The organism is Bradyrhizobium sp. MI1.4 (genome assembly GCF_055811315.1).
This window is the reverse complement of the sequence record NZ_JBVVPP010000007.1, coordinates 14811-41624: the sequence shown is the minus strand read 5'-3', so window position 1 is coordinate 41624 and position 26814 is coordinate 14811. Positions and strand designations below refer to the sequence as shown.

The 26814-nt window shown below is 64.6% G+C and carries 22 protein-coding genes; 17 read left to right on the top strand and 5 right to left on the bottom strand.

Annotated elements, in window-relative coordinates; translation table 11 throughout:
• Positions 1 to 40: 40 nt before the first annotated feature.
• Positions 41 to 1120, bottom strand: a complete 1080-nt coding sequence (locus AC0L23_RS10310) for a zinc-binding dehydrogenase (protein WP_018455055.1) — start codon at positions 1118 to 1120, stop codon at positions 41 to 43.
• Between the two features lie 107 nt (positions 1121 to 1227).
• Here AC0L23_RS10310 and AC0L23_RS10305 point away from each other — a divergent pair, with 107 nt between their 5' ends.
• A complete protein-coding gene (locus AC0L23_RS10305) occupies positions 1228 to 2001 on the top strand; it encodes a helix-turn-helix transcriptional regulator (protein ID WP_018455054.1) in 774 nt (257 codons plus the stop codon).
• A gap of 27 nt (positions 2002 to 2028) precedes the next feature.
• Here the strand turns inward: AC0L23_RS10305 and pdxR are convergent, their stop codons facing one another.
• Positions 2029 to 3447, bottom strand: a complete 1419-nt coding sequence (gene pdxR / locus AC0L23_RS10300; RefSeq protein WP_085384787.1) for a MocR-like pyridoxine biosynthesis transcription factor PdxR — start codon at positions 3445 to 3447, stop codon at positions 2029 to 2031.
• A gap of 137 nt (positions 3448 to 3584) precedes the next feature.
• Between pdxR and AC0L23_RS10295 the strand changes: the two genes are divergently transcribed.
• Together AC0L23_RS10295 and AC0L23_RS10290 are read left to right on the top strand one after the other, a co-directional pair.
• Entirely contained in the window at positions 3585 to 4046 is a 462-nt protein-coding gene (locus tag AC0L23_RS10295) for a carboxymuconolactone decarboxylase family protein (protein ID WP_085353296.1), read from the top strand.
• 90 nt (positions 4047 to 4136) lie between these two features.
• Positions 4137 to 4775, top strand: a complete 639-nt coding sequence (locus AC0L23_RS10290) for an HD domain-containing protein (RefSeq protein WP_085353295.1) — start codon at positions 4137 to 4139, stop codon at positions 4773 to 4775.
• A 35-nt stretch (positions 4776 to 4810) separates the two neighbouring features.
• On the opposite strand, the gene AC0L23_RS10285 is transcribed toward AC0L23_RS10290, so the two are convergent.
• Positions 4811 to 5797, bottom strand: coding sequence for a hypothetical protein (locus AC0L23_RS10285; protein ID WP_247385798.1), 987 nt, complete (start codon positions 5795 to 5797; stop codon positions 4811 to 4813).
• A gap of 605 nt (positions 5798 to 6402) precedes the next feature.
• Here AC0L23_RS10285 and AC0L23_RS10280 point away from each other — a divergent pair.
• Together AC0L23_RS10280 and map are read left to right on the top strand one after the other, a co-directional pair.
• Positions 6403 to 9552: a GAF domain-containing protein gene (locus tag AC0L23_RS10280; RefSeq protein ID WP_473356839.1), complete on the top strand. Its 3150-nt coding sequence runs from the start codon at positions 6403 to 6405 to the stop codon at positions 9550 to 9552.
• Positions 9553 to 9630: 78 nt separating this feature from the next.
• The gene (gene map, locus AC0L23_RS10275) at positions 9631 to 10380 is read left to right on the top strand and encodes a type I methionyl aminopeptidase (protein ID WP_085353579.1); all 750 of its coding nucleotides are present in this window, start codon (positions 9631 to 9633) and stop codon (positions 10378 to 10380) included.
• 147 nt (positions 10381 to 10527) lie between these two features.
• Here map and AC0L23_RS10270 read toward each other — a convergent pair whose 3' ends face one another.
• Positions 10528 to 10776 (bottom strand): DUF3551 domain-containing protein, encoded by a 249-nt coding sequence (locus AC0L23_RS10270; RefSeq protein WP_018455048.1) that lies wholly within the window; start codon positions 10774 to 10776, stop codon positions 10528 to 10530.
• Between the two features lies 1 nt (position 10777).
• Entirely contained in the window at positions 10778 to 11098 is a 321-nt protein-coding gene (locus AC0L23_RS10265; RefSeq protein ID WP_473356838.1) for a DUF3551 domain-containing protein, read from the bottom strand.
• A gap of 252 nt (positions 11099 to 11350) precedes the next feature.
• Between AC0L23_RS10265 and AC0L23_RS10260 the strand changes: the two genes are divergently transcribed.
• The 12 genes from AC0L23_RS10260 to dxr all read left to right on the top strand — a co-directional run bounded on the left by AC0L23_RS10260 (position 11351) and on the right by dxr (position 26806).
• Positions 11351 to 12070: an outer membrane protein gene (locus AC0L23_RS10260; RefSeq protein ID WP_085353290.1), complete on the top strand. Its 720-nt coding sequence runs from the start codon at positions 11351 to 11353 to the stop codon at positions 12068 to 12070.
• 455 nt (positions 12071 to 12525) lie between these two features.
• On the top strand, positions 12526 to 16023 hold the full coding sequence (dnaE, locus tag AC0L23_RS10255; protein ID WP_085353288.1) for a DNA polymerase III subunit alpha: 3498 nt from the start codon (positions 12526 to 12528) through the stop codon (positions 16021 to 16023).
• A gap of 114 nt (positions 16024 to 16137) precedes the next feature.
• Positions 16138 to 16656 (top strand): hypothetical protein, encoded by a 519-nt coding sequence (locus AC0L23_RS10250; RefSeq protein ID WP_026232865.1) that lies wholly within the window; start codon positions 16138 to 16140, stop codon positions 16654 to 16656.
• Between the two features lie 112 nt (positions 16657 to 16768).
• Positions 16769 to 17509, top strand: coding sequence for a carbonic anhydrase (locus tag AC0L23_RS10245; protein ID WP_085394861.1), 741 nt, complete (start codon positions 16769 to 16771; stop codon positions 17507 to 17509).
• Between the two features lie 191 nt (positions 17510 to 17700).
• Positions 17701 to 20196 carry a caspase family protein gene (locus AC0L23_RS10240; protein ID WP_473356837.1) on the top strand — a complete coding sequence of 832 codons (2496 nt, stop codon included), beginning with the start codon at positions 17701 to 17703 and terminating at the stop codon, positions 20194 to 20196.
• 219 nt (positions 20197 to 20415) lie between these two features.
• Positions 20416 to 21405, top strand: a complete 990-nt coding sequence (locus tag AC0L23_RS10235; RefSeq protein WP_007603625.1) for a 30S ribosomal protein S2 — start codon at positions 20416 to 20418, stop codon at positions 21403 to 21405.
• A gap of 131 nt (positions 21406 to 21536) precedes the next feature.
• Complete coding sequence (gene tsf / locus AC0L23_RS10230; RefSeq protein WP_018455041.1) at positions 21537 to 22460, top strand: translation elongation factor Ts; 924 nt, start codon at positions 21537 to 21539, stop codon at positions 22458 to 22460.
• Between the two features lie 60 nt (positions 22461 to 22520).
• On the top strand, positions 22521 to 23237 hold the full coding sequence (gene pyrH, locus AC0L23_RS10225; RefSeq protein ID WP_018455040.1) for a UMP kinase: 717 nt from the start codon (positions 22521 to 22523) through the stop codon (positions 23235 to 23237).
• Between the two features lie 67 nt (positions 23238 to 23304).
• On the top strand, positions 23305 to 23868 hold the full coding sequence (gene frr, locus AC0L23_RS10220; protein ID WP_007603628.1) for a ribosome recycling factor: 564 nt from the start codon (positions 23305 to 23307) through the stop codon (positions 23866 to 23868).
• 112 nt (positions 23869 to 23980) lie between these two features.
• On the top strand, positions 23981 to 24739 hold the full coding sequence (locus AC0L23_RS10215; RefSeq protein ID WP_085353284.1) for an isoprenyl transferase: 759 nt from the start codon (positions 23981 to 23983) through the stop codon (positions 24737 to 24739).
• Entirely contained in the window at positions 24736 to 25578 is an 843-nt protein-coding gene (locus AC0L23_RS10210) for a phosphatidate cytidylyltransferase (RefSeq protein WP_085353283.1), read from the top strand. Before AC0L23_RS10215 ends, AC0L23_RS10210 begins: the two co-directional genes overlap by 4 nt.
• A 4-nt stretch (positions 25579 to 25582) precedes the next feature.
• A complete protein-coding gene (gene dxr, locus AC0L23_RS10205; protein WP_085353281.1) occupies positions 25583 to 26806 on the top strand; it encodes a 1-deoxy-D-xylulose-5-phosphate reductoisomerase in 1224 nt (407 codons plus the stop codon).
• Positions 26807 to 26814: the final 8 nt, after the last annotated feature.

Here is a 26814-nt window from a genome sequence, read left to right as displayed (position 1 = left end):
CTTGGGCGCACTGACGAAAAAAATGGTGCTCCCGGGAGGTTCAAGGCCGGATCACCGTCAATTTGAACGGCCCGCCATTGGCTGCGGCATGGGCTACCGCCTCATTGGCGTGGTCGAGGTCGAAGGCCGTGGCCTCGTACTCCTCCAGCCTCAGCAGTCCCGCGCGCACCAGCGCGATCAGGCGGCTTGCCGCATCCGGCGGATACATCCAGACGCCGTGGATGCTGATGCAGTTGCGCATGATCCAGGGGTAGGGCAGCTCGAGGCCAGCGCCGCCGGCCATGCCGACGCCACCCATCAGCACGACGCGGCCATTGGGGCGCACCGTCATGATCGCCGCGCGCACCACATTCGTGCTCACCGAGGGCGGCATGATGTCGAGCACGCAGTCGATCGGCCCGGGCGCCGCACGCTTCATGCTCTCGCGGTCGTGATCCTCGTTGCCGGAGAGTTTGACCGGCTTCACGCGATCGCCGAAACGGCGGACGAGGTCGGCCAAGATCTTGTCGTTGCGGCCGGGCGCGACCACGCAGGCCGCGCCCATCGCGAGCGCGACGGAGACGGCTGCGCTGCCGAAATTGCCGGTGGCCCCGCTCACCAGCACGGTCTCGCCGGGCTGAAGGCTGGCGGCGAGAAAGCCGCCATAGGGCACCAGCAGCGTCCCCAGCGCGCACCATCGCGTGGCGTCCTCCGACGCGATCGTGCCAAGCCGTTTGACGTTCTCCGTCGGCACCCGCATCTGCTCGGCGAACGAGCCATGGCGAAAATGCTGTTGCAGGCGCATGGCGCCGGCACCGGGGGCAGTGAGTCCTTGCAGGGCAATGTCGGGCGCTGCGGCGTCGTCGCGCGAGCGCACCGTCGGGTCGCAGAACACCCAGTCGCCAACGCTGAGCTTGGTTGCGTCCGGGCCGATTGCGCGCACCCGGCCGATGCCGCCTGGCCCCGGGATGATCGGCAGGTCGAGGGCATAGTTGCGTGCCCCGCTGAAGACCTCGTTCATGTAGGACAGCACCCGCGTTGCGATGACGTCCACGATGACCTCGCCCGTGCCGAGCACAGGGTCCGCGGCTTCCTCAATCGCAAGCGGCGATCCAAATGATTTCAATACGGCAGCTTTCATGATCTCACCTCAAAGTGGGTTGAAGCCCATATGCGCCGCCTTTCCAGGCCCAGGAAGGCCTGGTATTATCCTAGTATTCCCCAAGCCCTCCATCGAGGCACGTCACCATGGCCGACCCACGCCGCGTCGAATTCGGCGACTTCCTCAGGTCCCGCCGCGAAAAGCTGTCGCCGAAGACGGTCGGGCTTCCCGCGGGCCGGCGGCGTCGCACGGCGGGCCTGCGCCGCGAAGAGGTGGCGCAGCTCGCCGGCATCGGCGTCGACTGGTACATCCGCCTCGAGCAGGGCCGCACCGTCAGCCCCTCGGTCACCACCGTGGATGCGCTGGCGCGAGCGTTGCGCCTCAGCAAGACCGAGCACGCCCATCTCAAGGCACTTGCGCGCGACGGCGATAGGCGCGCGTTCACGCGCGAGATCGTGCCGCCCCCCGTTCGGCGGATGATCGAGAGCCTGGCGCAGCCGGCCTATGTCACGGGGCGGCGCTGGGACGTGCTGGCCTGGAACGCGGCGGCCGAGGAGATCTTCGGGTTCGGACAATTGCCCGAGCAGGACCGCAACACGCTGCTGCTGGTCATGACGAACAAGCAGACGCGAAAATTCTACGGTGCCGGCTGGGCTGACATCGCCAAGAGCATGGTCGCGATGTTTCGCGCCACTCACGACGTCTGGGCCGGCGATCCCGCCTTTACGGAATTGCTGACGCGGCTGCGCCAGGGCAGTCCGGAATTCGTCAAATGGTGGGAGGCGCACGAGATCCGCAGCACTGCCGCGGGCCTCAAGATCATGAACCATCCGACCAAGGGCGTGCTCCGGTTCGAGCACACGAGCTTTCAGGCCAATGACGATCCGGCGCTGAAGCTCGTGATCTACACGCCGGTGTAGATTGCGGAAACATGGGGTCGAAGCTCGTCACGTATGACGGTCGATGATCTGAAGCAGCCGATCGCAGGACGCCTCGATCCTCTTGTGGGGAGATGTGGCGACGCCCAGCAACAGGCCGGATCGCGCCGAGGCCGCGGACGCATGCCATAGCGACAGGGGCGTGGGCGCCAACCCAAACGATGCTGCTTCCCTCGCGATCGCGACGTCGGAGGTTCCGTCCGGCAGTCTCAGGACCGCGGCCAATCCGGCGATCGCAACGTCCTTCGCAACGTCCTTGGCGCGTGCCTTCAAATATTTCAGCAGCGCATCGCCTTGCGCGGCATAGGCCCGCTTCGTGCGTCGAAGATGCCGCAGATAGTGGCCGTCGCGGATGAATTCGGCGGTTGCGAGCTGTACGGAGGGCCCGGGCGCCGGAGCGAGGCATGCCGCTACCTCGGCAAAACGGGATGCCAGAGAGGCGGGTGCAACGACGAAGCCCAGCCGCAAGGCAGGAGTCAGGGTCTTGCTGAACGACCCGATGTGAATCACGCGCCCGAAACGATCGAGAGAGGCGAGCGCCGGTGTGGCCCGCCCTCTCAGCTGAAGCTCGCTCAGATAGTCGTCCTCGATCACCCATACCCCTTCCTGGGCTGCCCAGTCGAGAAGACATGAACGTCTTGCCAGCGACAAGGTGGAGCCAAGCGGTGCCTGCTGTCCCGGCGTCACGACCACCAACGCAGCATCAGGAGCGTGTTTCAGGCCGTAACGGACGTCAATGCCGTCTACATCAACCGGGATCGGCCTGATCGACAACCTTGCAAGCTCAAGGCCGTGTCTTGTGAAGGGGAAGCCCGGGTCCTCCATCCAGACCTTCTTCTGCTCGAGGCCGAGAACCCGCAGTGCCAGTCCGAGGCCGCTGCTGAAGCCGCCGGTGATGATGATCTGCGACGGTGCACATTCGATACCCCGCGCCAGCGCGAGATATGCCGCAATGTCGCGCCTCAATTCCAGCTCGCCGCGGGGATCCCGATAAATGGCCGGTGCGCTGGTTTCCGCGCGCACCGCCCGCGTGCGCATCCTCGAGAAGAGCTTGGCGGGAAAGGTCTCGTGAGCGGGCACACCCATTTGGAAAACGGCCGGTCCCGCAGTGAGCTCCTGGTACATCTCCATGAACGAGCCGGGGTGGGGAGCGGCTTCCTGCCGAGGGGTAAAGGCGGGTCGATCCGCAACACGCGTTCCGGTCGCGCGCGACGCGACGATCAGTTGCGCAGAGGAAAGTTTTTCGTAGGCCGATCGCACGGTGCCGCGCGCCACGCCCAGCTGAGCCGCCAAATCCTGCCATGAGGGCAGACGAGCTCCCGGAGCCAGCACGCCGCTCTCGATGGCAGCTCCGATACCTCTGCGGATTTGTTCCGCCAATGGCGTCTTCGCAGATCGATCGAGCTCCAGCTGCAGCGGTTTGACCATGCCCCCGTGGTACACGATTTTCGTCCATTCTTGGTGCTTTTTTGTAGACCAGGGCGGGGCCATTTATCGGGCAGGGAAGTACATGGCGGAAGTACATGGCGACAGCCGCCGAACAGAACCGATCATGGAGTATGAAAATGGCTAAGCGTCTCGACTACGACCGCATTGCACCCGCAGGCATGAAAGCGCTCGGCGGCGTTTACGGCTATGTCATGCAGAGCAATCTTCCTGCAACGCTCGTCACTCTGGTTTATCTGCGCATTTCGCAGATCAACAATTGCGCCTACTGCCTCGACATGCACACGCGCGATCTGCTGAAGAGCGGACAGAAGATCGAAAAGATCGCGCTGGTGCAGGCCTGGGCGGAAGGCGGTCATCTCTTCGACGAGCGGGAGCGTGCCGCCCTCGCATGGGCTGAAACGGTGACCCGTGTGGCCGACACCGGCATCCCGGATCAAGCTTACGAGGCTGCCCGCGCCGTCTTCGAGGAGCGCGAGCTCGTCGATCTCACCATCGCGATCGGCCTGATGAATGCGTACAATCGCATGGCAATCAGCTTCCGAAATACGCCACAGGCCGCGAAAGAGATGGCAGCCTGACCCCGGTGCCAGACGGCAAGAGGGTAAACACATGCCATCGACTGCGACGGCATGTCCTGAGATATCGGCGATTCAAGGCAGGAGCTTGAAATGACCATCGCAATTTCCGGCGTGAAGATTCCCGACAGCAAGATCGCACGGGAGGCCGCCGAGCTGGTGCGCCAGTACGAAAACGACATGTTGTTCAACCACTCGGTCCGCGTCTTTGTGTTCGGCGCGATCAAGGGACATCGGCAAAATCTGAAATTCGATTCCGAGCTGCTCTACATCGCGGCGCTGTTCCATGATCTCGGGCTTGTCGACCATTACCATACACAGACCAAGCGATTTGAAGTTGATGGCGCCGATGCCGCCCGCGAATTTCTGAGGGGGCACGGCATCGACGAGCCAAAAGCCGATCTGGTTTGGGAGGCGATCGCGTTACATACGACGCCCGGAATTCCACAATACATGCGGCCGGAAATCGCTCTCACGAATGCGGGTGTGTTGGTCGACGTCGTGGGGATTGGCTATGACGAGTACTCGCCAGAGCAGCGCGACCAGGTGACCACCGCATTTCCGCGCGGTGATTTCAAGAACGAATTCCTTCAGGTACAAACCTGCTCGGCCTTGAAGAAGCCGCAGACCACGTTCGGGACTGTCAATTTCGATTACATCGAAGATCACGACCCCACATTTCACAAGCCGAACGCATGCACGCGCATCCGCAACACTCCCTGGCGGAGCTGACCTTCGGCGCGATGTTCGAGTTTCGCCACGTTGACTCATGGCGACGGTGCGGCCGGGGGCGTTACGCTGGCGTTCGGCTGCTGAATGGCCGGCCACGGGCTCTTCGGAGCCGGCGTCGCCGCCGCGCATGACGCCGCAAGCTGCGGCCACACTGACGTCAGGCCCGTCAAGTCGATGTCGAATTTCGTGATGTCCGCCTTGTCGTCGGGTAACAGCGTGGTTTCGCGGACATGGAGGGAGCGGGACGCCAGTATCGCCTTGAGCATGTCCGGATCGATGCTGCCACGCCAGACTTCGTATTTTCCGGTCCGCAACGCAGACCCTCCGGCCGCGTTGTCCGGAGCGGCGTCCGCCGTCACCAGGATGGTGGTCTTGCCGACGGCCGTCTCGTCGATCTCGCGCGCGAATGTCAACGGCACGCGCTTTCCGCTTTCGCAGGACAGACGCCATTCCATAGGCCGGAACGAAGCGCCGTTCTCCTTCAGCATCGCGAACTTGCGGGCGAAGGGGCGCGCTTCCTTTTCCAGTTTCCACGCCGTTTCGGCAAGCGAACGCGTGTCGATGCCGAAACGATAGAGCTCGGCGCGCGTCAGCAGGTGCAGGTTTTCGAACTTCACCGTCCGGATCAGATCGTCTAGCTCGCGGCTGATCCCCATCGCCGCGATGAACGCAGCGCGATCGCGATCGGCCCTGGCCATCCGGCGCTGCCTGTATTCCGCGACCGCCGCCGGAGGCGGATGCCCGTGAAAGGCAAGGACCAGCCTGGAATTATGGACCGCCAGCGCGGCGTCGGGGGCGACCTCGCGCGATGTCGCTCCGAGAAACAGGTAGCCGCAGGCCGAGTTGCACATCGCATGGTAAGTGGTGAGTTCGGCTTCCACCTCGCCGCCGGTATTTTTTATTTTCAGGCACGCGGCGTCCACCTGCGTGCCCGCGGCGCACGCCGTCGCGATGGTCCGGCCAACCCGACCGATCGCCTTGCGGCTGCGCAACAACCGCCCGATGACATAGGACTGCTCCACGTTTCCGCCCGGTGAATAGAGGTAGATCGGACGCTGCGTGTCCTTGACGCCGGCAAGGAAGCGGCGAATGCGCGGCGCAGCGTCCTGGTCGATATCGCCCTCGATGGCGATCCGGCGGTCGCAGCCCGGTCCGCAGGCGTCTGGTGGTCCCTTGGCAAGATAGATCGTCAGCCTGGATGCAAATCCAGTCTTCTCGGCCGGCGTCCCTTCGGCGTGCAATGCGCCAGGAAGCATCAGCGAGGCCAGGACAAGCAGACTACGGGCGAGCATGAAACGACGGGGACCACCCGCAGTGAAAAGCAGAGATCGATGTTACACGATGATCCGCGCAGCCACAACTTGCGGTGGCGCATCCGCACGGGTCTGTCCGCGACGGCTGGATTGGCAATCTGGCGGCGATGTGGGAGCAGGCAGAACAGCATCTCCCAAGGGGACGGTGACGACAGGAACCTAAATGCCATCATGCGGTTATCGCGCAGACAATTTGCGCGACCCGGCTGCATCACTCAGAAAGTCAGGCGGGCTACCTGTGGTCGAAGCGAACAGCAGCGGGACGATCAAGCAGTAGCTCCTCGTGGAGCTAGGAACGTGGCAGGGGAAGACCAATGACGACAGCGACCGGGATCCGCTCGGCCGATCGCAATTCCGTCTTAGCCACACTCGGCGACTTCATCCGAGAGATCAGCAATCCCGACGATCTCGCCTATGCTGCGGCGGAACTGCTCGGCCGCAGCCTGAACGTCAGCCGGGCGGGCTATGGCACGGTCGACACCTCAGCCGAGACCATCACCATTGTCCGCGACTGGAACGCACCGGGCATCCTGAGCCTCGCAGGCGTGCTGCGCTTCCGCGACTATGGCAGCTACATCGAAGATCTCAAGCGGGGCGAGACCGTCATCTGTGCCGATGCTGAAAAAGACCCTCGCGTCGGCGATCGTGCCGAGGCTCTCGAGGCGATCTCTGCGCGTGCGCTCGTCAACATGCCGATCTCGGAGGCCGATGGGGTCGTGGCGCTGCTGTATTTGAACAATGCCGGGCCGCGCGAATGGAGCCCCGAAGAGCTGGAGCTCATTCGCGATGTTGCCGAGCGTACGCGCACGGCCGTTGAGCGTCGCCGTGCTGAGACGGCCGTGCGGGAGAACGAAGCCCGGCTGCTTTTCCTGGACGCACTCAACAAGGAGACGGCCAGGACCCGCGATGCCGACGGCGTGATGGCGGTGACGACCAGGATGCTTGGCGAGCATCTCGAGGTATCGAGCTGTGCCTATGCCGATATGGATCCCGACCAGGACGGCTTCACCATACGCGGGGATTGGACCGCGCCGGGCGCGGTGCATATCCTCGGTCACTACAGCCTGGCTGACTTCGGTAAAAAGGCGGTGCGAGAGCTCGGCGCCGGCAGACCCCTCATCATCAATGACAATTTGAAGGAGCTTGCGCCTGAGGAAGCCGCCACTTTCCAGAACATCGGGATCGGTTCGACGATTTGCATGCCCTTGGTCAAAGAAGGGCAACTCACCGCCTTGATGGCGATCCATCACCGGGGCCCGCACCAGTGGACGCCGCGCGAACTCGCCTTGCTCACCGAAGTGACCGAGCGGTCGTGGGCCCACATCGAGCGCGTCCGATCGGAACAGGCGGCGCGGGAGGCCGCCGAACGACTGACGCTTGCAAACAAGGCGGCTGGTATCGGCACCTGGGACTACGACCCGGTCAACAACGTTCTTCGATGGGATAGCCGCTGCAAGGAGGTGTTCGGTTTATCGCCGGACGCCGAAGTCAGCTATGAAGGGTCGTTCCTGAAGGGCCTTCATCCCGAGGACAGGCAGCGCGCCCACGAGGCCGTCTCCGCGGCGCTGACGCCGCACGCGCCGGCAAACTACAACTTGGAATACCGGACCATTGGCATCGAGGATGGGGTCGAACGCTGGATCGCCGCGACCGGTCAAGCCATCTTTGCCAACGGCCAAGCTGTTCGGTTCATCGGAACGGTTCTGGATATCACCGCGCAAAAGAAAACCGAGCGTCATCTCAGAATACTCAATGATACCGGGGCCTCGGTCTCTCGCGAACGCGACCTCGACAAGATCGTCCAGATCGTGACGGATGCCGGCGTCGGACTCACCGGTGCTCAATTCGGCGCCTTTTTCTACAACGTTCTGGCGCCGGATGGCGGCAGCTACATGCTGTATTCGCTGTCTGGTGCGCCGCGATCCGCGTTTGAAAACTTTCCGATGCCGCGTAACACAGCCGTCTTTGGCCCGACCTTCGAGGGCTCCGGCGTGGTGAGGTCCGACGATATCCTGCGGGACCCCCGCTATGGCAAGAACGCGCCGCGGAAAGGCATGCCCGAGGGCCATCTTCCGGTCCGATCCTACCTGGCGGTCCCTGTGATCTCGCGCACCGGCGAAGTTTTCGGCGGACTTTTCTTCGGTCACGCCGAGACGGGTAAATTCCAAGCCGAGCAGGAGTCCGCGTTGCTTGGTATTGCGGGCCATGCCGCCACCGCTATCGACAACGCCCAGCTCTTGACCCGGCTCGAGGCGCTCAACGCCGGATTGGAGCAACGTGTTGCCGACGAAATTGCCGAGCGCATGAAGGCCGAAGAGCAATTGCGGCAATCCCAGAAGATGGAAGCCGTCGGGCAGTTGACCGGCGGCATTGCCCACGACTTCAACAATATGCTGGCCGTGATTCTCGGCAGCCTGAATCTTGCCAAGCGGCGGCTCGGCAGGGGAGAGGTCAGCATAGACCGCTTCATCGAGGGCGCCATCGACGGTGCAAATCGCGCAGCCACGTTGACGCAGAGGCTGCTCGCGTTCTCGCGCCAACAGCCGCTCGCGCCTGAGGTCGTGGACATCAACAAGATGGTCGGCGGGATGAGCGAGTTGCTCGAGCGCTCGCTGGGCGAGCTGATCCGCCTCGAGACGGTGCTGGCGGCTGGCCTCTGGCGGGTCAAGGCAGACCCGGCCCAGCTGGAAAGCGCGATGATCAACCTCGCGGTCAATGCGCGCGATGCCATGCCGAAGGGCGGCAGGCTGACAGTAGAAACCAGCAACGTCTCGATAGACCGAAAATATGCTCGCGAGTATGCACTCGCACCCGGGCAGTACGTTCTCGTGGCCGTGACGGACAACGGCACGGGAATTCCGGCCGACGTGCTGGGCAAGGTGTTCGATCCGTTTTTCACGACCAAGGTCGTGGGCAGGGGCACCGGTCTCGGCCTCAGTCAGGTCTACGGTTTCGTGCGGCAGTCGGGCGGCCATGTCAAAATTTACTCGGAAGTCGATGTTGGCACGACCGTGAAGATCTACCTTCCACGCTTCGCCGGCGAGGAGGCGGGCTCAGCTCTGTCACAGGAAGAAATACCCGCCGGTGCAAGCCATCAGAACGAAACCATTCTCGTCGTGGAAGACGACGAGCGCGTCCGCAACATTTCGTCCGAAAGCCTGCGCGAACTTGGCTACAACGTCATCGAGGCAGCCAGCGCCAAAGAGGCGATCAGGACGATCGAAAACGGTTTCGTTCCAGATCTGCTGTTCACGGATGTCGTCATGCCCGACATGACCGGCGCCGAGCTGGCGGCCGAGCTGTCGAAACGATACCCGGCGCTGAAAGTGCTGTTCACCACCGGCTACACGCGCAATGCAATCGTTCACAATGGCGTGCTCGATGCCGGCAAGCATCTGCTTCCCAAGCCCTTCGCTATCGAAGACCTGGCTGCCAAAGTCCGCACCTTGCTCGACGAGATCTGAACGCGTTTTGGAAACGATCTCTTCCGTTTGCAAGCTGCCTTCACAAGGGCTATGTCCCGGCTTTCGGAAGAGCATGACATGACAATCTCGGATGACAACGACCTCGCGCGCCTGAAGGAGATCGGGCGCATTGTCGCCAATACCCTGGAGGCAATGGGAAAGGCGCTCGAGCCGGGCATGTCCACCTCCGAGCTCGACCAGATCGGGCGAACGCTGCTGGAGGCCGCCGGTGCACGTTCGGCTCCGGAGCTGGCCTACGACTTTCCGGGCGCAACCTGCATCAGCGTGAACGAGGAGATCGCTCATGGCATCCCCGGCGATCGGCGGATCGCGCGCGGGGACCTCGTGAACATCGACGTGTCAGCCGAGAAGAACGGCTTCTTTGCGGATACGGGAGCCTCATTCGCCGTTCCACCCGCAACCCGCGCGGTCGAACGTCTTTGCAGGGACGGCCGGCGGGCGATGTGGACGGGCCTGCAGCAGGTCGGAGCCGGCAAACCGATTGCCGGTATCGGTCAGGCCATCGGGACCTTTGCGCGGAAGAACGGTTACAGCCTGGTCAGGAACCTTGCCAGTCACGGCGTCGGCCTGTCGCTCCACGAGGAGCCGACGGAGATCGCAACGTGGCCCGACCGCTCCGAACGCCGCATCATGAGCGAAGGCCTCGTGTTCACCGTCGAGCCGTTCCTGTCCCTTGGCGCGGAATGGGCAGAGGATGGCGATGATCCATGGACGCTCTACAGCAGCCCCGAGGCGCCGACCGTTCAATACGAGCACACCGTGATCGCCACGCGAAGCGGACCGTTGATCGTTACGATGGCTGGTTAAGGAGGCTCCTCAAGCCACCGGATCTCGGGCAGCATCCGAACGGGTTCGATCATCCAGAGCCAGCGGCGGCGCCGGTCTCGCCGACCAGATTGCCGAGCGTGGCGTCGGAAGCTCAACGCAAGGCGGGCCGCATATCGAAGTCCCGATTCAATTGACGCGCCGCGAGTGGCGAGGGGGCTTCTTCTGCGCAAAATACGGGTTCGCCACGCACGTCGCTGACCGACCGAGGGCTAAAAATCTGCACTGCTCGAGCGAGGTGTAGCGGCAATCGAAATAGCCGACGGGACCGTAGATCTGCATGCAGACCGGATAGCTCGGATCGTAGGTCTGCGCGTGCGCAGGCGCGCCGGCGAGCAGCAGGCCGATCGCGAGGAGCGCGAAGCGAGCGCGACGCATCTCAGCGCGGCAAATAGTAACCGGGCGAATAACCCGGCACCTGCGCGGGCGGCCTGTTCTGATACGCGTAGGGATCGTCGCTCTGGCCTGCGAAATACGGGTTCGCGATGCAGGTGAGCGCGCGGCCCGACGAACTCGCCTGGCACTGCGCGTAAGTGTCGAACGTGCAATTGCTCAGCCCCGGCCATTCATCGCCGGTGAGGCAGAAGGCATGGTGAGTCCCGAACGCGCGCGCAGGCACGCTTGCGCTAAGCGTGAAACCAAATGTGGCGAGGGCGAGCGAAAATGTGGCGACAATGGGGAGAGCAATTCGTCTGCGCATTCGATTCTCCAATCACGCGAACGTGCGCGCGACGTTGTTACGCGCGCATGCTGCGTATGTCGTGTAGTCGACAATGGAACTCATGAAAACTCTTGTTTCAAAGGGTTTCCCGCGCGCGCTGGTAAATCTTCATTAATGAAGCGCGATCCTTTGGCGCGAACTGTGGCGTCGAGGTTACAGCAATTCTGTCGAGCGCTGCTATGACGACGCTACGGCCCGGGGGCCTAACGACGAAACTGGAACGGGAATCAAATGAACAAGAATCTGTTGCTTGCTGCTGTGAGCCTTGTCGCGCTCGGCGCGACCGCACCGGCGGTGGCTGCTGACCTCGCTGCGCGGCCTTACACCAAGGCGCCGGCGATGGTCGCCGCGATCTACGACTGGAGCGGCTTCTACATCGGCGTCAACGGCGGCGGCGGTTCCGCCCATTCGACTTGGGATCTCGTCGGCGGTGGCCGCGAGGGTTCGCACGATGCGACCGGCGGCACGGTCGGCGGCCAGATCGGCTACCGCATGCAGTCGGGCCAGTGGGTGTTCGGCATCGAAGGTCAGGGCAACTGGGCTGACTTCTCGGGCGACAACGTCAGCGCGCTGTTCGCGACGCGCAACCGCTCCAAGATCGACTCGTTCGGTCTGATCACCGGTCAGATCGGCTACGCCTGGAACAACGTCCTCGTTTACGCCAAGGGCGGTGCGGCTGTCGCCGGCAGCAAGTATGAAGTCTCGACCCTTGGCGGCGCGCTGCTGTCCTCGAACGATCAGACCCGTTGGGGTGGCACGATCGGTGCCGGCCTCGAGTACGGTTTCGCCCCGAACTGGTCGGTTGGCGTCGAGTACAACCACATCTTCCTGCAGGACAAGAACGTCACGTTCGCAGGCCTGGTTGGCACCGATCGCATCCGCCAGGACGTCGACATGGGCCTCGTTCGCTTGAACTACAAGTTCGGCGGCCCGAGCCTCGGCCGTTACTGAGTAAAAGACTGCTATCGATCGCTCGACTTCGAGCGGTTGGCGAAAGCCCCGGCCATCGGCCGGGGCTTTTTTGTTGCTTAAATTCAGCGGGTTAACCATTCTGTTTGGAGATGGTCGAGATGGCTTGACTCCTGAGAACGAAATGAGAACAATGTTCTTCATACGTTCTCACCATGGAGTAAGCCATGTTCAGGATTTTCGTTGAAGAGGCCGCCGCGTTGGCGTCGATCGCGCTGTTTGTCGGGATGATTGCGATCTGGGCCCAGGTGCTCCCGCAGCTCTAGGCGCGGGCCTAGGTTGGGGAAAAGCAGGACGACGCGGCCGATCGGCCGCTCCGGCGTGGACTCTGGCACCATGACGCCCCACCATTATGAGGCGAGTCGGCCGGGCGAGTGCAGGATGCCTCCGGTGCCGGTGACCGCTCCATCTCATCTGCAAGAGGCCGTCACGCGACCATGCCGAGCGCCGGATTTGTCCACCTTCACGTTCACTCGGCCTATTCGCTGCTCAAGGGCTCGATCAAGATCGCCAAGCTCGCCGAGCTAGCGAAGAAAGACCATCAGCCGGCGCTGGCGTTGACCGACACCGACAACATGTTCGGTGCGCTGGAGTTCTCCGACAAGATGGCGGGCTCCGGTATCCAGCCGATCGTGGGCTGCGAGATCGCGATCGAGTTCGGGGACCAGGATCCCAATGCGCGCAACGTGCTGCTGCCCTCGCGCGTGGTGCTGCTGGCCGCGCAGGAGCGCGGCTATCGCAGCCTGATGCGGCTGAACTCGCGCGCGTTCCTGGAGACGCCCGACACTCATGCTCCCCACATCAAGTTCGACTGGCTCGAAGGCGAGACCGAAGGTCTGATCGCGCTGACGGGCGGTCCGGACGGACCGATCTCGCTGGCGCTTGCCGGCGGTTATACCGAGCTCGCGGCGGCGCGCTGCGAGCGTCTGGCCAGCCTGTTCGGAGACCGTCTCTACATCGAATTGCAGCGCCACAACATCGAGAAGGAGCGGCGGGTCGAAAGCAACCTGATTGACATCGCCTACACCAAGGGCCTGCCGCTGGTTGCGACCAACGAGCCGTATTTCGCCACGACCGACGATTATGAAGCCCATGACGCGCTGCTCTGCATCGCCGGCGGGCGGCTGATCGCGGAGACCGAGCGCGAGCAGCTCACGCCCGATCACCGCTTCAAGTCCCGCGCCGAGATGGCGGTGCTGTTCGCCGACATTCCGGAGGCGCTGGCCTCGACGGTCGAGATCGCCGAGCGCTGCTCGTTCCGGCCGATGACGCGCAAGCCGATCCTGCCGTTCTTCACGGTCGGCGCTGCCGCAAGCTCCGATGCCGCCGCGGTCGAGGCGGCCGAATTGAAGCGGCAGGCGGAGGAGGGGCTCGCCAACCGCCTGCGTGTGCACGGGCTGTCGCAAGGCACGACGGAAGAAGATTACAACGCGCGGCTTGCGTTCGAGCTCGACGTCATCATGCGCATGAAATACGCGGGCTACTTTCTGATCGTCTCCGACTTCATCAAATGGGCAAAGGGCCAGGGCATCCCGGTCGGGCCGGGCCGCGGCTCCGGCGCAGGCTCGCTGGTGGCGTGGGCGCTGACCATCACCGACCTCGACCCGATCAAGTTCGGCCTGCTGTTCGAGCGCTTCCTCAATCCGGAACGCGTCTCGATGCCGGACTTCGACATCGACTTCTGCCAGGATCGCCGCGGCGAGGTGATCAGGTACGTCCAGGAGCGCTACGGTCGCGACCAGGTCGCGCAGATCATCACCTTCGGGACGCTGCAGGCGCGCGGCGTGCTGCGCGACGTCGGCCGCGTGCTGCAGATGCCCTATGGCCAGGTCGACAAGCTCACAAAACTCGTGCCGCAGAATCCGGCCGCGCCGGTGACGCTGGCCGCCGCGATCGAGAGCGAGCCAAAACTCCAGGCGTTCCGCGACGAGGATCCGGTGGTGGCGCGCGCCTTCGACATCGCGCAGCGCCTCGAAGGCCTGACCCGTCACGCCTCGACGCATGCGGCCGGCATCGTGATCGGCGATCGCCCGCTGAGCGAACTCGTGCCGATGTATCGCGATCCCAAATCCGACATGCCGGTGACCCAGTTCAACATGAAATGGGTCGAGCCCGCGGGCCTCGTGAAGTTCGACTTCCTCGGCCTGAAAACGCTGACCGTACTCGACGTCGCGTGCAAACTGCTCAAGCCGCGCAACATCCACGTCGATCTCGCGACGCTGCCGATCGACGATGCCGAAAGCTACCAGATGCTGGCGCGCGGCGAGGTGGTCGGCGTGTTCCAGGTTGAAAGCCAGGGCATGCGGCGCGCGCTGGTCGACATGCGCCCCGACCGTTTCGAGGACATCATCGCGCTGGTCGCGCTCTATCGACCGGGTCCGATGGCGAACATCCCGACCTATTGCGCGCGCAAGCACGGCGACGAGGAGCCGGAATATCTCCACCCCGTGCTGGAGCCGATTCTCAAGGAGACCTTCGGCGTCATCATCTACCAGGAACAGGTGATGCAGATCGCGCAGGTGATGTCGGGCTATTCGCTTGGCGACGCCGACCTGCTGCGCCGCGCCATGGGCAAGAAGATCCGCGCCGAGATGGAGAAGCAGCGCGAGATCTTCGTCGCAGGCGCAGTGAAGAACGGCGTGCCGAAGGGGCAGGCCGATACCATCTTCGAGCTGCTGGCGAAATTCGCCGACTACGGCTTCAACAAGAGCCACGCGGCGGCCTATGCGCTGGTGTCCTACCACACCGCCTACATGAAGGCGCATTACCCGGTGGAGTTCATCGCCGCGTCGATGACGCTTGATCTCAACAATACCGACAAGCTGTCCGAATTCCGCGCCGAGGCGCAGCGCCTCGGCATCAAGGTCGAGCCGCCCAATGTCAACCGTTCCGGCGCGACTTTCGAGGTCGGCGACAAGACCATCTACTACGCGCTCGCGGCGCTGAAGGGCGTCGGTATTGCGGCCGTCGAGCAGATCATCGCGGAGCGGACCAAAAACGGCTTGTTCACCTCGCTCGCCGACTTTGCCGCGCGGGTGTCGCCGCGCGCGATCAACAAGCGCATCATCGAAAGCCTCGCCGCCGCGGGCGCCTTCGACACGCTGGAGCCGAACAGGGCGCGGGTCTTCGCCGGCGCCGACTCGATTCTCGCCGCGTGCCAGCGGGCGAACGAAGCTGCAACCATCGGCCAGAACGACATGTTCGGCAGCTCGGCCGACGCGCCGACCATCATGCTGCCGCAGATCGAGCCCTGGTTGCCGGCCGAGCGGCTGCGCCGCGAATATGACGCGATCGGCTTCTTCCTGTCGGGACATCCGCTCGACGATTACGCCACCGTGCTGAAGCGGCTGCGCGTGCAGTCCTGGGCCGAGTTCTCCCGCGCGGTGAAGACCGGCGCCACCGCCGGCAAGGTCGCGGCCACCGTGGTGTCGCGCATGGAGCGGCGGACCAAGACCGGCAACAAGATGGGCATCATGGGGCTCTCTGATCCCACGGGTCACTTTGAGGCGGTGCTGTTCTCCGAAGGCCTCGCGCAATATCGCGACGTCCTGGAACCGGGCGCCGCGGTGCTGCTCCAGCTCGGCGCCGAGCTCCAGGGCGAGGACGTCCGCGCGCGCGTGCTGCACGCCGAGCCGCTGGACGAGGCCGCGGCCAAGACGCAGAAGGGCCTGCGCATCTTCGTGCGCGACACCAAGCCGCTGGAATCGATCGCCAAGCGTCTCGCCGGCCCCGACATGGCGAACGGCGCCGCGCCGAAGGTCGGCAGTCCGGGCATCGCGCCCCGCTCCAACGGCGACGGCGAGGTCTCGCTGGTCATGATGCTCGACCTCGAAACCGAGGTCGAGATGAAGCTGCCCGGCCGCTTCAAGGTCTCGCCGCAGATCGCCGGCGCCATCAAGGCGGTCGCCGGTGTGGTGGACGTGCAGCAGCTCTAGCAACGCGCACGGTGTTGCAGGCGGCTGCATGTCTTGCGCGGGACATGCGGCGGCCCTGTTGCAACCTTTCGCTGTTTTCGGTTAGCATGCACTCGGGGAAAATCTGAGGGCGTGATGCTATTGCGTGGGCTGGTATTGCTCGTGGCTGCGGCACTGCTGTGCGGCTGTGAGACGGCGAGGAGCGGGCTCGGATATTCGGAGACGGTACGAAAGCTGGGTCCGCCGAAAGCCGGGCAGGCCCGTGTCGTCGTGTTTCGCGAGAAAGGCTTCGGCGGCATCGGCGATCCGGACTGGGAATTTTCCCTCGACGGTACGCCGATCAAGGGCCTGAAGACCGGGACATATGTCTATGTCGATCGCCCGGCAGGCCAGCACCAGTTCGTAGCAGAGGAGGCGGCGCTCGGCGTCACGCGCGTGGACTTTTCGGCTCAGTCCGGCCAGACCGTGTTCTTCGTAGCGCGCTTCAGTCAGCGCAAGAGCGCCATGATCGCGAATGCGAGCACGGGGGTGCTGGGCTGGGGTCTCACCCTTGCGATGACGTCCGGCTATAAAAATCAGGGGCCGCTGGATTTCCTGCCCTTGGATGAATCGGCCGCCAGGACGACGATCGCAGAGCTTCGGTTGGCAGAATAGCCTCCGCGCGAAATTCGAGCTCCGCCCGCACCGTCATTTGTGGTGTCGTCACAGCGTTGCGGCTATGATCGCCGTGAGGCCGTTCGTCCATCGCGCCGGGAGGGAACGTGACATGTGCGACAAGTGCAATGAATCCCCACATGAGAGGATCGCGCCGTCGCGACGATCCGCGATGTTGTTGGGTGCCTCGGCGCTCGGCCTCGCCCTGACCGGCAGAGCCTTCGCCAAAGAGACCAAGGCGCCGCCCAAGCCGCAGAACGTGCTGTCGCCCGACGCATCATTGAAGCGCCTGACGGAAGGCAATGCCCGCTATGTCGACGGCGTGTCGCGGCGGCACGATTTCAAGCACGAGCGCGAGGCGTTGGTCGGCGGACAGAATCCGTTCGCGGCCGTACTGAGCTGTGCCGATTCGCGCATCGCGCCGGAATATGCCTTCGACACTGGCCGCGGCGATCTGTTCGTTTGCCGCGTCGCCGGAAATTTTGCCGGCACCGAAACCATCGCCAGCATGGAATACGCGGTGGCCGTGCTGAATGCGCCGCTGATCCTCGTGCTCGGCCATGACGCTTGCGGCGCGGTCGATGCGACGCTGAAGGCGATCAAGGACAACAAGCCGCCGCCGGGCCATATTCCATCGCTGGTCGATGCGATCACGCCTGCAGCGAAGGCTGCGATGCAGCAGGGTGGGGACGTCCTCGACAGGGCGATCCGGCAGAACGTCATCGACAACGTCGCGAAGCTGAAGTCGGCAGCGCCGATCCTCAATGCGGCCGTGGAGCAGGGCAAGCTGAAGGTCGTCGGCGGCATCTATCGGCTCACGACGGGAACGGTCGACCTGATCGCGCAGGTCTGACGAGACGAACCGGCTCGCGCCGGTTCGTTGTCGCGAGGCTGACGCAGGCGCCCTGGCGTTGGTGCCTGGCGCCATGCCGCCGCCTCAATCCAAGCCTTCGTTATTTGGAAGCCTTTCGTTCAAGTGTCATTCAGCTCGCCACGCGTCTGATGCGTGGCGGCATCTCAACAACAAAAACGGGCAAGCAAGTCATGCGTGGGACGCTCCGAGCCTTCATTTGCCTTCTCCTGCCAATCGCGGTCCTTGCCGCGGGCGCGCCGGATCCGGCGCGTGCACAGCAGCAGGAAAAGCGTATGGCGCTCGTGGTCGGCAACGGCGCCTATGCCAAGTCGCCGCTGGCGACGACGGCAAACGATGCCGGCCTGATCGCGCAGACGCTGCAGGCGGCGGGCTTCGACGTCGTCGGCGCCCGCGATCTCGACGGCGACACGCTGCGCAAGAGCTTTCGCGATTTCATCCAGAAGGCGCAGGCCTCCGGACCGGACACCGTCGCGATGGTCTACCTCGCCGGCTATGGCGTGCAACTTGCCGGTGAGAACTACTTCATCCCGGTCGATTCCAACATCACCCGCGACACCGACATTCCGACCGAAGGCCTGCGCATCGGCGACTATCTCCGCCAGCTCGCCTCCGTTCCGCTCAAGGCCAACATCGTCGTGCTCGACGCTGCGCGGGCGCAGCCCTTCGTGGAGGGCGGCCAGCAGATCGCGAGCGGACTTGCGCTGGTCGAGCCCGACGCCAACATGCTGATCGCGTTCAACGCCGCGCCCGGCACGGTGGCGCCCGAGGAGCCTGGACCTTACGGCATCTATGCGCAGTCGCTGGCGGAGATGATCCGCACCGGCGGCCTACCGCTGCCTGAGGTGTTCGACCGCGTTCGCCTGCGCGTCAACGAGGCCAGCAAGGGCGCGCAAGTGCCCTGGAACGAGCAGAAGATATCGGCGCAATTCTCGTTCTTCGAGCGCGGACCTGACGCGCCGCCGCCTGAGGCCGCACCCGACCAAGTCGCCGCGATGCGCAACAAGCCGATCCGCGATCTCGGCGTGCAGGATGCCTATGCCGCCGCGCTCACGCGCGACACGCTGCCGGCCTACGAAGAGTTTCTCTCCGCCTATCCCGGCGACCCGCTGTCGAAGCGCGTGATGGTGATCGTCGCGGCGCGCCGCGAGGCCATCACCTGGCGGCGGACCTATCGGACCGACACGCCGGAGGCCTATTGGTCGTATCTGCGTCGCTATCCGCGCGGTCCGCATGCGGCGGATGCGCGCCGGCGCTTGGCGATTCTCACCGCGCCGGCCGAGCCGCCGCCGAGCTTCGCGATGATCGACTACGACGTGCCGCCACCGCCGCCGGAGGAGGTGGTCTATGTCGAGCGTCCCGTGCTGTATTTCAGCGATCCGGATTTTGGCTTTGCGCCGCCACCGCCGCCGCCGGTCTATTATCTGCCACCGCCGCCGCCGGATTTCGTCGTGCTGTCGCCGCCGATGCCGGTGGTCGGCCTGTTCGTGCTGCCGCAGCCGATGTTCGTGCCAATTCCTGTGTTCGTCAGGCCGCCGGTCTATGTCGCACCGCCCCCGAACAACATCATCTATCAGAACATCCATAACAGGACGGTCATCAACACGGTGATCAACCAGCCGCCGGCACCGCCGGCGGGTGCGGGTGCCGCAGCGGGCAATCTCGCGCCAGCCATTGCCGGGCGCACCAATCCGGCTGGTCCCGCCATGCCGCAGGCGGTCGTGCAGCGCGCCGCCCTGATTCAGCAGGGCAAGGCGCCGATGCCGCCGAGCGCGACGATGCAGCCGACGGCGAGGCCAGGAATGCCTCCGGCCAGGCCGGCCAATGCCGCACCGACCGGTACGCCACCTACGACTCCACCTGCCAGTCCGCTTGCCACGCCACCGGCCAAGCTGCCCCAAGCCAACACCCTGCCGGTTCCCGGCACCCATGGCGGTCCACCTGTACCGCCAGCGGGAGCCGGGCCACTGCCGGGCGGCAGACCCGGGCTGCCCACGGCCACTGCTCCCGGCACACCGCCGCCGACCCATCCGGGAGGGCCTGCGGGAGCGCCGACGACTGCTGCTCCCGGCACCACGCCGCCGGGTCATCCCGGTGCGCCGACCGCCGCCGCGCCGGCGACTGCGCCCACGGCGACAAACCCGGCCGCTGTGCCCGGCCAACCGCCGAAGCCGCCGGTGGCCCAGGCCCCGCCCGGGACCGGGACCGGGCCTGGGGACCATGGCAAGTCCGCGACCCGCGAGCCGGCTGGTTCGCCGCCTGCTGCCCGCACGCCTCCTGGCGCAGTTGGACGACCGGTCACGCCGCCGCCCTCGGCGGCGCGGGAGCCGATCAGGCCGCAGCATCAGCCGACCGCAGCTCCCGCCCAGGCTGCCCGGCCGTCGGCGCCACCACCGCGGCCTCAGGCCGTGGCGCGGCCGGCGCCTCCGCCTCCGCCGCGTGTTGCGCCGCCGCCACCGCCACGGGCGGCTCCACCCGTGGCGGTTGCTCGACCGGCGCCGCCGCCAATGGCGCGGCCCGCGCCGCCGGTCGCCCGGCCGGCGCCACCTCCGCCGCCCCGGATGGCCGTCGCGCCACCGCCGCCGCCGCGCCCGGCAGCACCTCCACCGCGTCCTCCGGCTCCGCCGCCGGCGGCAAAGAAGTGCCCGCCGAACCAGCCCAGATGCTAGGCAGGGGCTAGGCCGGAGCGATCTTTACGGAAGGGGGCCTCTTGCGGGCGAAAGCCGCCCCGAAAGGCCCTTATTTCCTTGCTTCTGGCCGAAATCGCGCTATACACCGCGCCATCTCACACGGAAGCATGGCTCACAAGGCCGTCCGGTGGCAGCCGGGGCGACAACGCTCTGTCCTGCTCACACGCTTCCGGAGGAACCAACCGGAGAATTAGAACGATGGCACTACCCGATTTCACTATGCGTCAGCTCCTCGAAGCCGGCGTGCACTTTGGTCACCAGTCTCACCGCTGGAATCCGAAAATGGCGCCGTTCATTTTCGGCGCCCGCAACAACATCCACATCGTCGACCTCGCGCAGACCGTGCCGTTGCTGCACAACGCCTTGCAGGCGGTCAGCGACACCGTCGCCAAGGGCGGCCGCATCCTGTTCGTCGGCACCAAGCGCCAGGCGCAGGACGGCGTTGCCGACGCGGCCAAGCGCTGCGCTCAGTACTTCGTCAATTCGCGCTGGCTCGGCGGCACGCTGACCAACTGGAAGACGATCTCGGGCTCGATCAAGCGCCTGCGTCATCTCGACGACGTGCTCGCCGGCGGCGATGCCTCCTCCTACACCAAGAAGGAGCGCCTGACCCTTCAGCGCGAGCGCGACAAGCTCGACCGCTCGCTCGGCGGCATCAAGGACATGGGCGGTCTGCCCGACCTGATCTTCGTGATCGACACCAACAAGGAAGACATCGCGATCCAGGAAGCCCAGCGGCTCAACATTCCGGTCGCGGCGATCGTCGACACCAATTCGGATCCGAAGGGCATCACTTATGTGGTGCCGGGAAATGACGACGCCGGCCGCGCGATTGCGCTCTATTGCGATCTGATCGCGCGCGCAGCGATTGACGGCATTTCACGCGCCCAAGGCGATTCCGGAATCGACGTCGGTGCTTCGGTTCGGCCGGTCGCAGAAGAGCTGCCCGCCACGAGCGGCTTCCAAGGCCTTGCCGGCCCGCGCGGCACGTCCGACGACCTCAAGAAGCTCCCGGGCGTGTCGGGCGCGATCGAGAAGAAGTTCAACGATCTCGGCATCTTCCACTTCTGGCAGCTGGCTGAGCTCGATCACGATACCGCGCACAAGATCGGCGAAGAAGTCGGCCTGCCGAGCCGCGCGGACGCCTGGGTGGCCAAGGCCAAGGCGCTGACCGCGGAAGCGGAATAGTCAAAAAGAGCGATGGGTTGGCCGGACAAGCTCCGGCCACCATTTCAGTTGACGCGAATTCCTGAGATGGACCGCGGCGAGGCGATCTGGCCGCGCCGCGGCAAACCGGCAGGCAAAAAGGATTTTGAACGATGGCAACGATCACAGCTGCGATGGTCAAGGACCTGCGCGAGTCGACCGGCGCAGGCATGATGGACTGCAAGGCCGCGCTGACCGAAAACGACGGCAACATGGAAGCGGCGCAGGATTGGCTGCGCAAGAAGGGCCTGTCGAAGGCCGCCAAGAAGTCGGGCCGCGTCGCCGCCGAGGGTCTGATCGGCGCGCTCACCAAGGGCAACAAGGGCGTCGTGGTCGAAGTCAATTCCGAGACTGACTTCGTCGCGCGCAACGGCCAGTTCCAGGGCCTCGTCAAGATGATCGCCCAGGTCGCATTCAACACCGGCGCCGATGTCGACAAGATCAAGGCCGCCAAGGTCGGCGACGTCACGATCGAAACTGCGATCAATGACGCAATCGCCACCATCGGCGAGAACATGACGCTGCGCCGCGCAGCTTCGCTCGAGGTCAGCCAGGGCGTGGTGTCGAGCTACGTCCATGGCGCGGTGGTCGAGGGCGCCGGCAAGATGGGCGTGATCGTGGCACTGGAATCCCCCGGCAAGGCCGACGAGCTCGCAACGCTTGGCCGCCAGATCGCGATGCATGTCGCGGCCGCCAACCCCCTGGCGCTGGATCCGTCCGGTCTCGATCCGGCGGTCGTCAAGCGCGAGAAGGACGTGCTCGCCGACAAATATCGCCAGCAGGGCAAGCCCGAGAACGTGATCGAGAAGATCGTCGAGTCCGGCCTGAAGACCTATTACAAGGAAGTTTGCCTGCTCGAGCAGGCCTTCATCCACGACACCGGGAAGTCGGTGGCGCAGGCGGTGAAGGAAGCCGAAGGCAAGGTCGGCGGCGCGGTGAAAATCGCGGGCTTTGTGCGCTATGCTCTCGGTGAGGGAATCGAGAAGCAGGAAAGCGACTTCGCGGCCGAGGTCGCGGCGGCCAGCGGCAAGAAGTAAGCGCCGGAACGTTCCTTCCGGCGTGCCGCCGGAAGCGGCGCCCGGACAAGGAAAGTGCTCATGACTGATCCGGTCTATCGTCGCGTCGTGATCAAGCTGTCCGGCGAATATCTCGCGGGACCGCAGGGTTTTGGCATCGATCAACCGACCATCGACCGGGTCGCCGACGATCTGATCGCCGCTCGCCACCTCGGCACCGAAGTCGCCGTCGTCATCGGCGGGGGCAATCTCTTTCGCGGCGTCGAGGTCTCCTCGCGCGGCGTGTCGCGCCCGACCGGTGATACCATGGGCATGCTCGCGACGATGATGAACTGCCTCGCGCTCGAGGCCACGATCGAGCGCAAGGGCACGCCTGCGCGCACGCTGTCGGCCTTCGTCATGCCCGAGATTTCCGAGCTGTTCACCCGCACCGCGGCACATAAATACCTCGCCGAGGGCCGGATCGTGCTGCTCGGCGGCGGAACCGGTAATCCGTTCTTCACCACGGACACGACCGCGGTGCTGCGCGCAGCCGAGATCGGCGCCCAGGCGGTTCTGAAGGCGACCAATGTCGACGGTGTCTACTCGGCCGACCCGAAGAAAGACCCGACGGCGACGCGATTCGACCGTCTGACGCATTCGCAGGCGATCGAGGGCGGCTACAAGGTGATGGATGCGACCGCCTTCGCGCTTGCCCGCGAGACGTCGCTGCCTATCATCGTGTTCTCGATCGCGGAGCCGGGCTCGATCGGTGCTGTACTGCGTGGCGGCGGCCACGGAACCATTGTCGCCGGCTGACGGCTTGTCGTTGCACCCTCAGAGAAGGGGTGCGGAGAGGTCGCCGGGATTTTGAAGGAGAAACGTGATGGCCACGGACAATTTCGATCTCAACGAAGTCAAGCGCCGCATGCAGGGCGCGATCCAGTCGCTCAAGCACGAGCTTGGCGGCCTGCGCACCGGTCGCGCCTCCGCCTCGATGCTCGATCCGGTGCAGGTCGACGCCTATGGCAGCCACATGCCGCTGAACCAGCTCGCCACCGTCAGCGTGCCGGAGCCGCGCCTGATTTCGGTGCAGGTCTGGGACAAGTCGATGGTCAAGGCGGTGGAGAAGGCGATCGTCGATTCCAATCTCGGCTTGTCGCCGGCGACTGAAGGCCAGGTTCTGCGCCTGCGCATCCCCGAACTCAATGAGGAGCGTCGCAAGGAGCTCGTCAAGGTCGCGCACAAATACGCGGAAGCCGCCAAGGTCGCTGCGCGCCACGTCCGCCGCGACGGTCTCGACGTTCTCAAGAAGCTCGAGAAGAATCACGAGATGTCCGAGGACGATCAGAAGCGCCACGCCGACGAGGTGCAGAAGGCGACCGACGGCACGATCTCCGAGATCGACCAGTTGCTGGCCGCCAAGGAAAAAGAAATCCTCACCGTCTAAAGCACGATGGATCGCGCTCTAGGTTATTGTTCGCGCATGATTTACGGAAAACCGCTTCGCACTTTGCGCTAACGCGGCCCTTCGGGTCCGGATCATGCTTTAAGGCAGCCTCATGTCCAACGCCGCCGCGCCCGCAACGGAAGGACCAGAACGGTCCGATGCGCCTGCGCATGTCGCCATCATCATGGATGGCAACGGACGTTGGGCGGCCGCGCGCGGCTTGCCACGGGCGGAGGGCCATCGCCGCGGCGTGGAGGCCCTGCGTCGCGTGGTTCGGGCGTCGCATGAACTTGGCATCCGCTATCTCACCATCTTCTCCTTCAGCTCGGAAAACTGGTCGCGTCCGGCGAGCGAGATCGGCGATCTGTTCGGCCTGTTGCGCCGCTTCATCCGCAACGATCTGGCGAGCTTGCATCGCGACGGCGTCAAGGTACGCATCATCGGCGAGCGGGATGGGCTGGAGGGCGACATCTGCGCACTTCTCAATGAGGCGGAGGAACTGACGCGCGATAACACGCGCCTCACGCTCGTCGTCGCATTCAATTACGGCTCCCGGCAGGAGATCGCGAAGGCGGCGCAGAAGCTCGCGCGCGAAGTCGCCGAGGGCCGGCGCAATCCTGACACGATCGATGCCGAGACACTGGGGGCGCATCTCGACGCGCCCGACATTCCCGATCCCGATCTCATCATCCGCACCAGTGGCGAGCAGCGCCTGTCCAACTTCCTGATGTGGCAGGCCGCCTATAGCGAGCTTGTCTTCGTGCCGATTCACTGGCCCGATTTCGACAAGGCGGCGCTGGAAGGCGCAATCGCCGAATTCGCCAGGCGCGAGCGCCGTTTCGGCGGCCTGGTCGCGAAAACCGCCTCGTGAGCGAGCCCAACTCCGCACCGGCCGGCTCTCAGCCTGCCCCGAGCAATCTCGTGATGCGAATCCTCGCGGCGCTGGTGCTGGCGCCGCTCGCCATTGCGCTCGCTTATGCCGGCGGCTGGCTGTGGGCGCTTCTCGTCACCCTGGTGTCGATCGGACTGTTCGCGGAATGGCTGATGGTGGTTGGCGCAGGCTCGACCGCGCTGACCGGGGCGGGGACGATCGTCATCGCCACGATGGGCTTGTGCGTTGCCTTCGGCGCGCTGAAGACCGCAATCATCACCGGCCTGATTGGCGGGGCGGTCGTGACGGTGATCGCGCGGGGCAAGTTCGTCTGGGCGGCCTCCGGATTTGCCTATGCGTCGGCGGCGCTACTCGCCTCGATCCTGCTGCGGAAGGATTTCGTGAACGGCTTCGCCGCGCTGATGTTCGTGCTGCTCGTGGTGTGGGCGACCGATATCGGCGGCTATTTCGCCGGCCGCGGCATCGGCGGACCGAAGCTGTGGCCGCGCGTGAGCCCGAAGAAGACCTGGTCAGGGGCGCTCGGCGGCTTTGCCGCGAGCCTTTTGGTCGCGGTCGCCTTTGCCGCTTGCGGGGTTGGAAAGATAGTTCCATTGCTGCTCGTCAGCGCGGTCCTCTCAATCGTGTCGGCCTGCGGCGATCTGTTCGAATCCGCGGTCAAGCGGCGCTTCGACGTCAAGGATTCCAGTCACTTAATTCCTGGCCACGGCGGGCTATTGGACCGTCTGGACGGTTTTGTCGCCGCCATCCTGGTGGCATGGATTATCGGCTTCCTCCGCCATGGTGTGCATAGCGCCGGAAGCGGTCTTATGGTTTGGTGAAGATATGAGCGCGGTTCCATTGCGTAACAACAAGGCTGCGGCATCGAGCGTCCGCAGCGTCACGGTTCTCGGCGCCACCGGCTCGATCGGCGACAGCACGATGGATCTGCTGCGCGCCTCTCCCGAGCGCTACCGTGTCGAGGCGCTAACGGCGAACAGCAATGTCGAGGCGCTGGCAAAGCTCGCGAAGGAGTTTTCCGCGCGCTTCGTTGCGATCGCCGACACCTCAAAATTTGCCGAGCTCAAGGCTGCGCTCGCGGGCACCGGCACCGAATGCGGCGCCGGTGAAAGCGCGGTGATCGAGGCCGGCGCGCGTCCGGCCGATTGGGTGATGGCCGCCGTGAGTGGCGCGGCCGGGCTGAAGCCGGCACTGGCGGCGGTCGATCGCGGCGCGCATGTCGCGCTCGCCAACAAGGAATGTCTCGTCTGCGCCGGCGATTTCTTCATGCAGCGCGCGGCGAAAGCGGGCGCCTGCATCCTGCCTGCGGATTCCGAGCACAATGCGCTGTTCCAGGCGCTCGCCTCGGGCAATCGCGACGAGCTCGTCCGTGTCATCATCACGGCCTCCGGCGGCCCGTTCCGCACCTGGAAGCCTGCCGACATCGAGCAGGCGACACTCGAGCAAGCCTTGAAGCATCCGAACTGGAGCATGGGCCAGAAGATCACGATCGATTCCGCCTCGATGATGAACAAGGGGCTCGAGGTGATCGAGGCCTCCTATCTGTTCGCGCTCTCGCCAGACGAGATCGACGTCCTCGTTCATCCGCAGTCGATCATCCACGGCATGGTCGAGTTCTCCGACCGCTCGGTCGTGGCCCAGCTCGGCGCACCCGACATGCGCACGCCTATCGCGCATTGCCTCGGCTGGCCCGACCGCATCAACGGGCCGGCCGCCAAGCTCGATCTGGCCAAGATCGGCCAGTTGACCTTCGAGGCGCCAGATTTCGAGCGCTTCCCCGGGCTGCGCCTGGCCTTCGATTCGCTCCGGACCGGGAAGGGGGCGACCACGGTCTACAACGCCGCCAACGAGGTCGCGGTCGCCGCCTTCATCGCCGGCAAGATCCGGTTCGGGGCGATTGCCAGGCTGGTGGAGGAGACGCTGGATGACTGGGTCCGCAGCGGGAACCAGGCGCCGCTGACGTCAGCGGACGATGCAATCGCTGTTGACCATGTTGCGCGAAATAGGGCTGCCGCCCTATTGCCTCAAATTGCCTTAAAGGCATCCTAGATGGTTCG

What these genes read in the sequence shown, in the direction of transcription:
- pyrH (WP_018455040.1), top strand. Translation starts at nt 22,521, where the DNA reads ATGACTGATCCGGTCTATCGTCGCGTCGTGATCAAGCTGTCCGGCGAA.
- AC0L23_RS10265 (WP_473356838.1), bottom strand. Translation starts at nt 11,098, where the DNA reads ATGCGCAGACGAATTGCTCTCCCCATTGTCGCCACATTTTCGCTCGCC.
- dnaE (WP_085353288.1), top strand. Translation starts at nt 12,526, where the DNA reads ATGCCGAGCGCCGGATTTGTCCACCTTCACGTTCACTCGGCCTATTCG.
- map (WP_085353579.1), top strand. Translation starts at nt 9,631, where the DNA reads ATGACAATCTCGGATGACAACGACCTCGCGCGCCTGAAGGAGATCGGG.
- AC0L23_RS10215 (WP_085353284.1), top strand. Translation starts at nt 23,981, where the DNA reads ATGTCCAACGCCGCCGCGCCCGCAACGGAAGGACCAGAACGGTCCGAT.
- frr (WP_007603628.1), top strand. Translation starts at nt 23,305, where the DNA reads ATGGCCACGGACAATTTCGATCTCAACGAAGTCAAGCGCCGCATGCAG.
- AC0L23_RS10270 (WP_018455048.1), bottom strand. Translation starts at nt 10,776, where the DNA reads ATGCGTCGCGCTCGCTTCGCGCTCCTCGCGATCGGCCTGCTGCTCGCC.
- AC0L23_RS10235 (WP_007603625.1), top strand. Translation starts at nt 20,416, where the DNA reads ATGGCACTACCCGATTTCACTATGCGTCAGCTCCTCGAAGCCGGCGTG.
- AC0L23_RS10295 (WP_085353296.1), top strand. Translation starts at nt 3,585, where the DNA reads ATGGCTAAGCGTCTCGACTACGACCGCATTGCACCCGCAGGCATGAAA.
- dxr (WP_085353281.1), top strand. Translation starts at nt 25,583, where the DNA reads ATGAGCGCGGTTCCATTGCGTAACAACAAGGCTGCGGCATCGAGCGTC.
- AC0L23_RS10305 (WP_018455054.1), top strand. Translation starts at nt 1,228, where the DNA reads ATGGCCGACCCACGCCGCGTCGAATTCGGCGACTTCCTCAGGTCCCGC.
- AC0L23_RS10245 (WP_085394861.1), top strand. Translation starts at nt 16,769, where the DNA reads ATGTGCGACAAGTGCAATGAATCCCCACATGAGAGGATCGCGCCGTCG.
- AC0L23_RS10260 (WP_085353290.1), top strand. Translation starts at nt 11,351, where the DNA reads ATGAACAAGAATCTGTTGCTTGCTGCTGTGAGCCTTGTCGCGCTCGGC.
- AC0L23_RS10240 (WP_473356837.1), top strand. Translation starts at nt 17,701, where the DNA reads ATGCGTGGGACGCTCCGAGCCTTCATTTGCCTTCTCCTGCCAATCGCG.
- AC0L23_RS10280 (WP_473356839.1), top strand. Translation starts at nt 6,403, where the DNA reads ATGACGACAGCGACCGGGATCCGCTCGGCCGATCGCAATTCCGTCTTA.
- AC0L23_RS10310 (WP_018455055.1), bottom strand. Translation starts at nt 1,120, where the DNA reads ATGAAAGCTGCCGTATTGAAATCATTTGGATCGCCGCTTGCGATTGAG.
- pdxR (WP_085384787.1), bottom strand. Translation starts at nt 3,447, where the DNA reads ATGGTCAAACCGCTGCAGCTGGAGCTCGATCGATCTGCGAAGACGCCA.
- AC0L23_RS10250 (WP_026232865.1), top strand. Translation starts at nt 16,138, where the DNA reads ATGCTATTGCGTGGGCTGGTATTGCTCGTGGCTGCGGCACTGCTGTGC.
- AC0L23_RS10290 (WP_085353295.1), top strand. Translation starts at nt 4,137, where the DNA reads ATGACCATCGCAATTTCCGGCGTGAAGATTCCCGACAGCAAGATCGCA.
- tsf (WP_018455041.1), top strand. Translation starts at nt 21,537, where the DNA reads ATGGCAACGATCACAGCTGCGATGGTCAAGGACCTGCGCGAGTCGACC.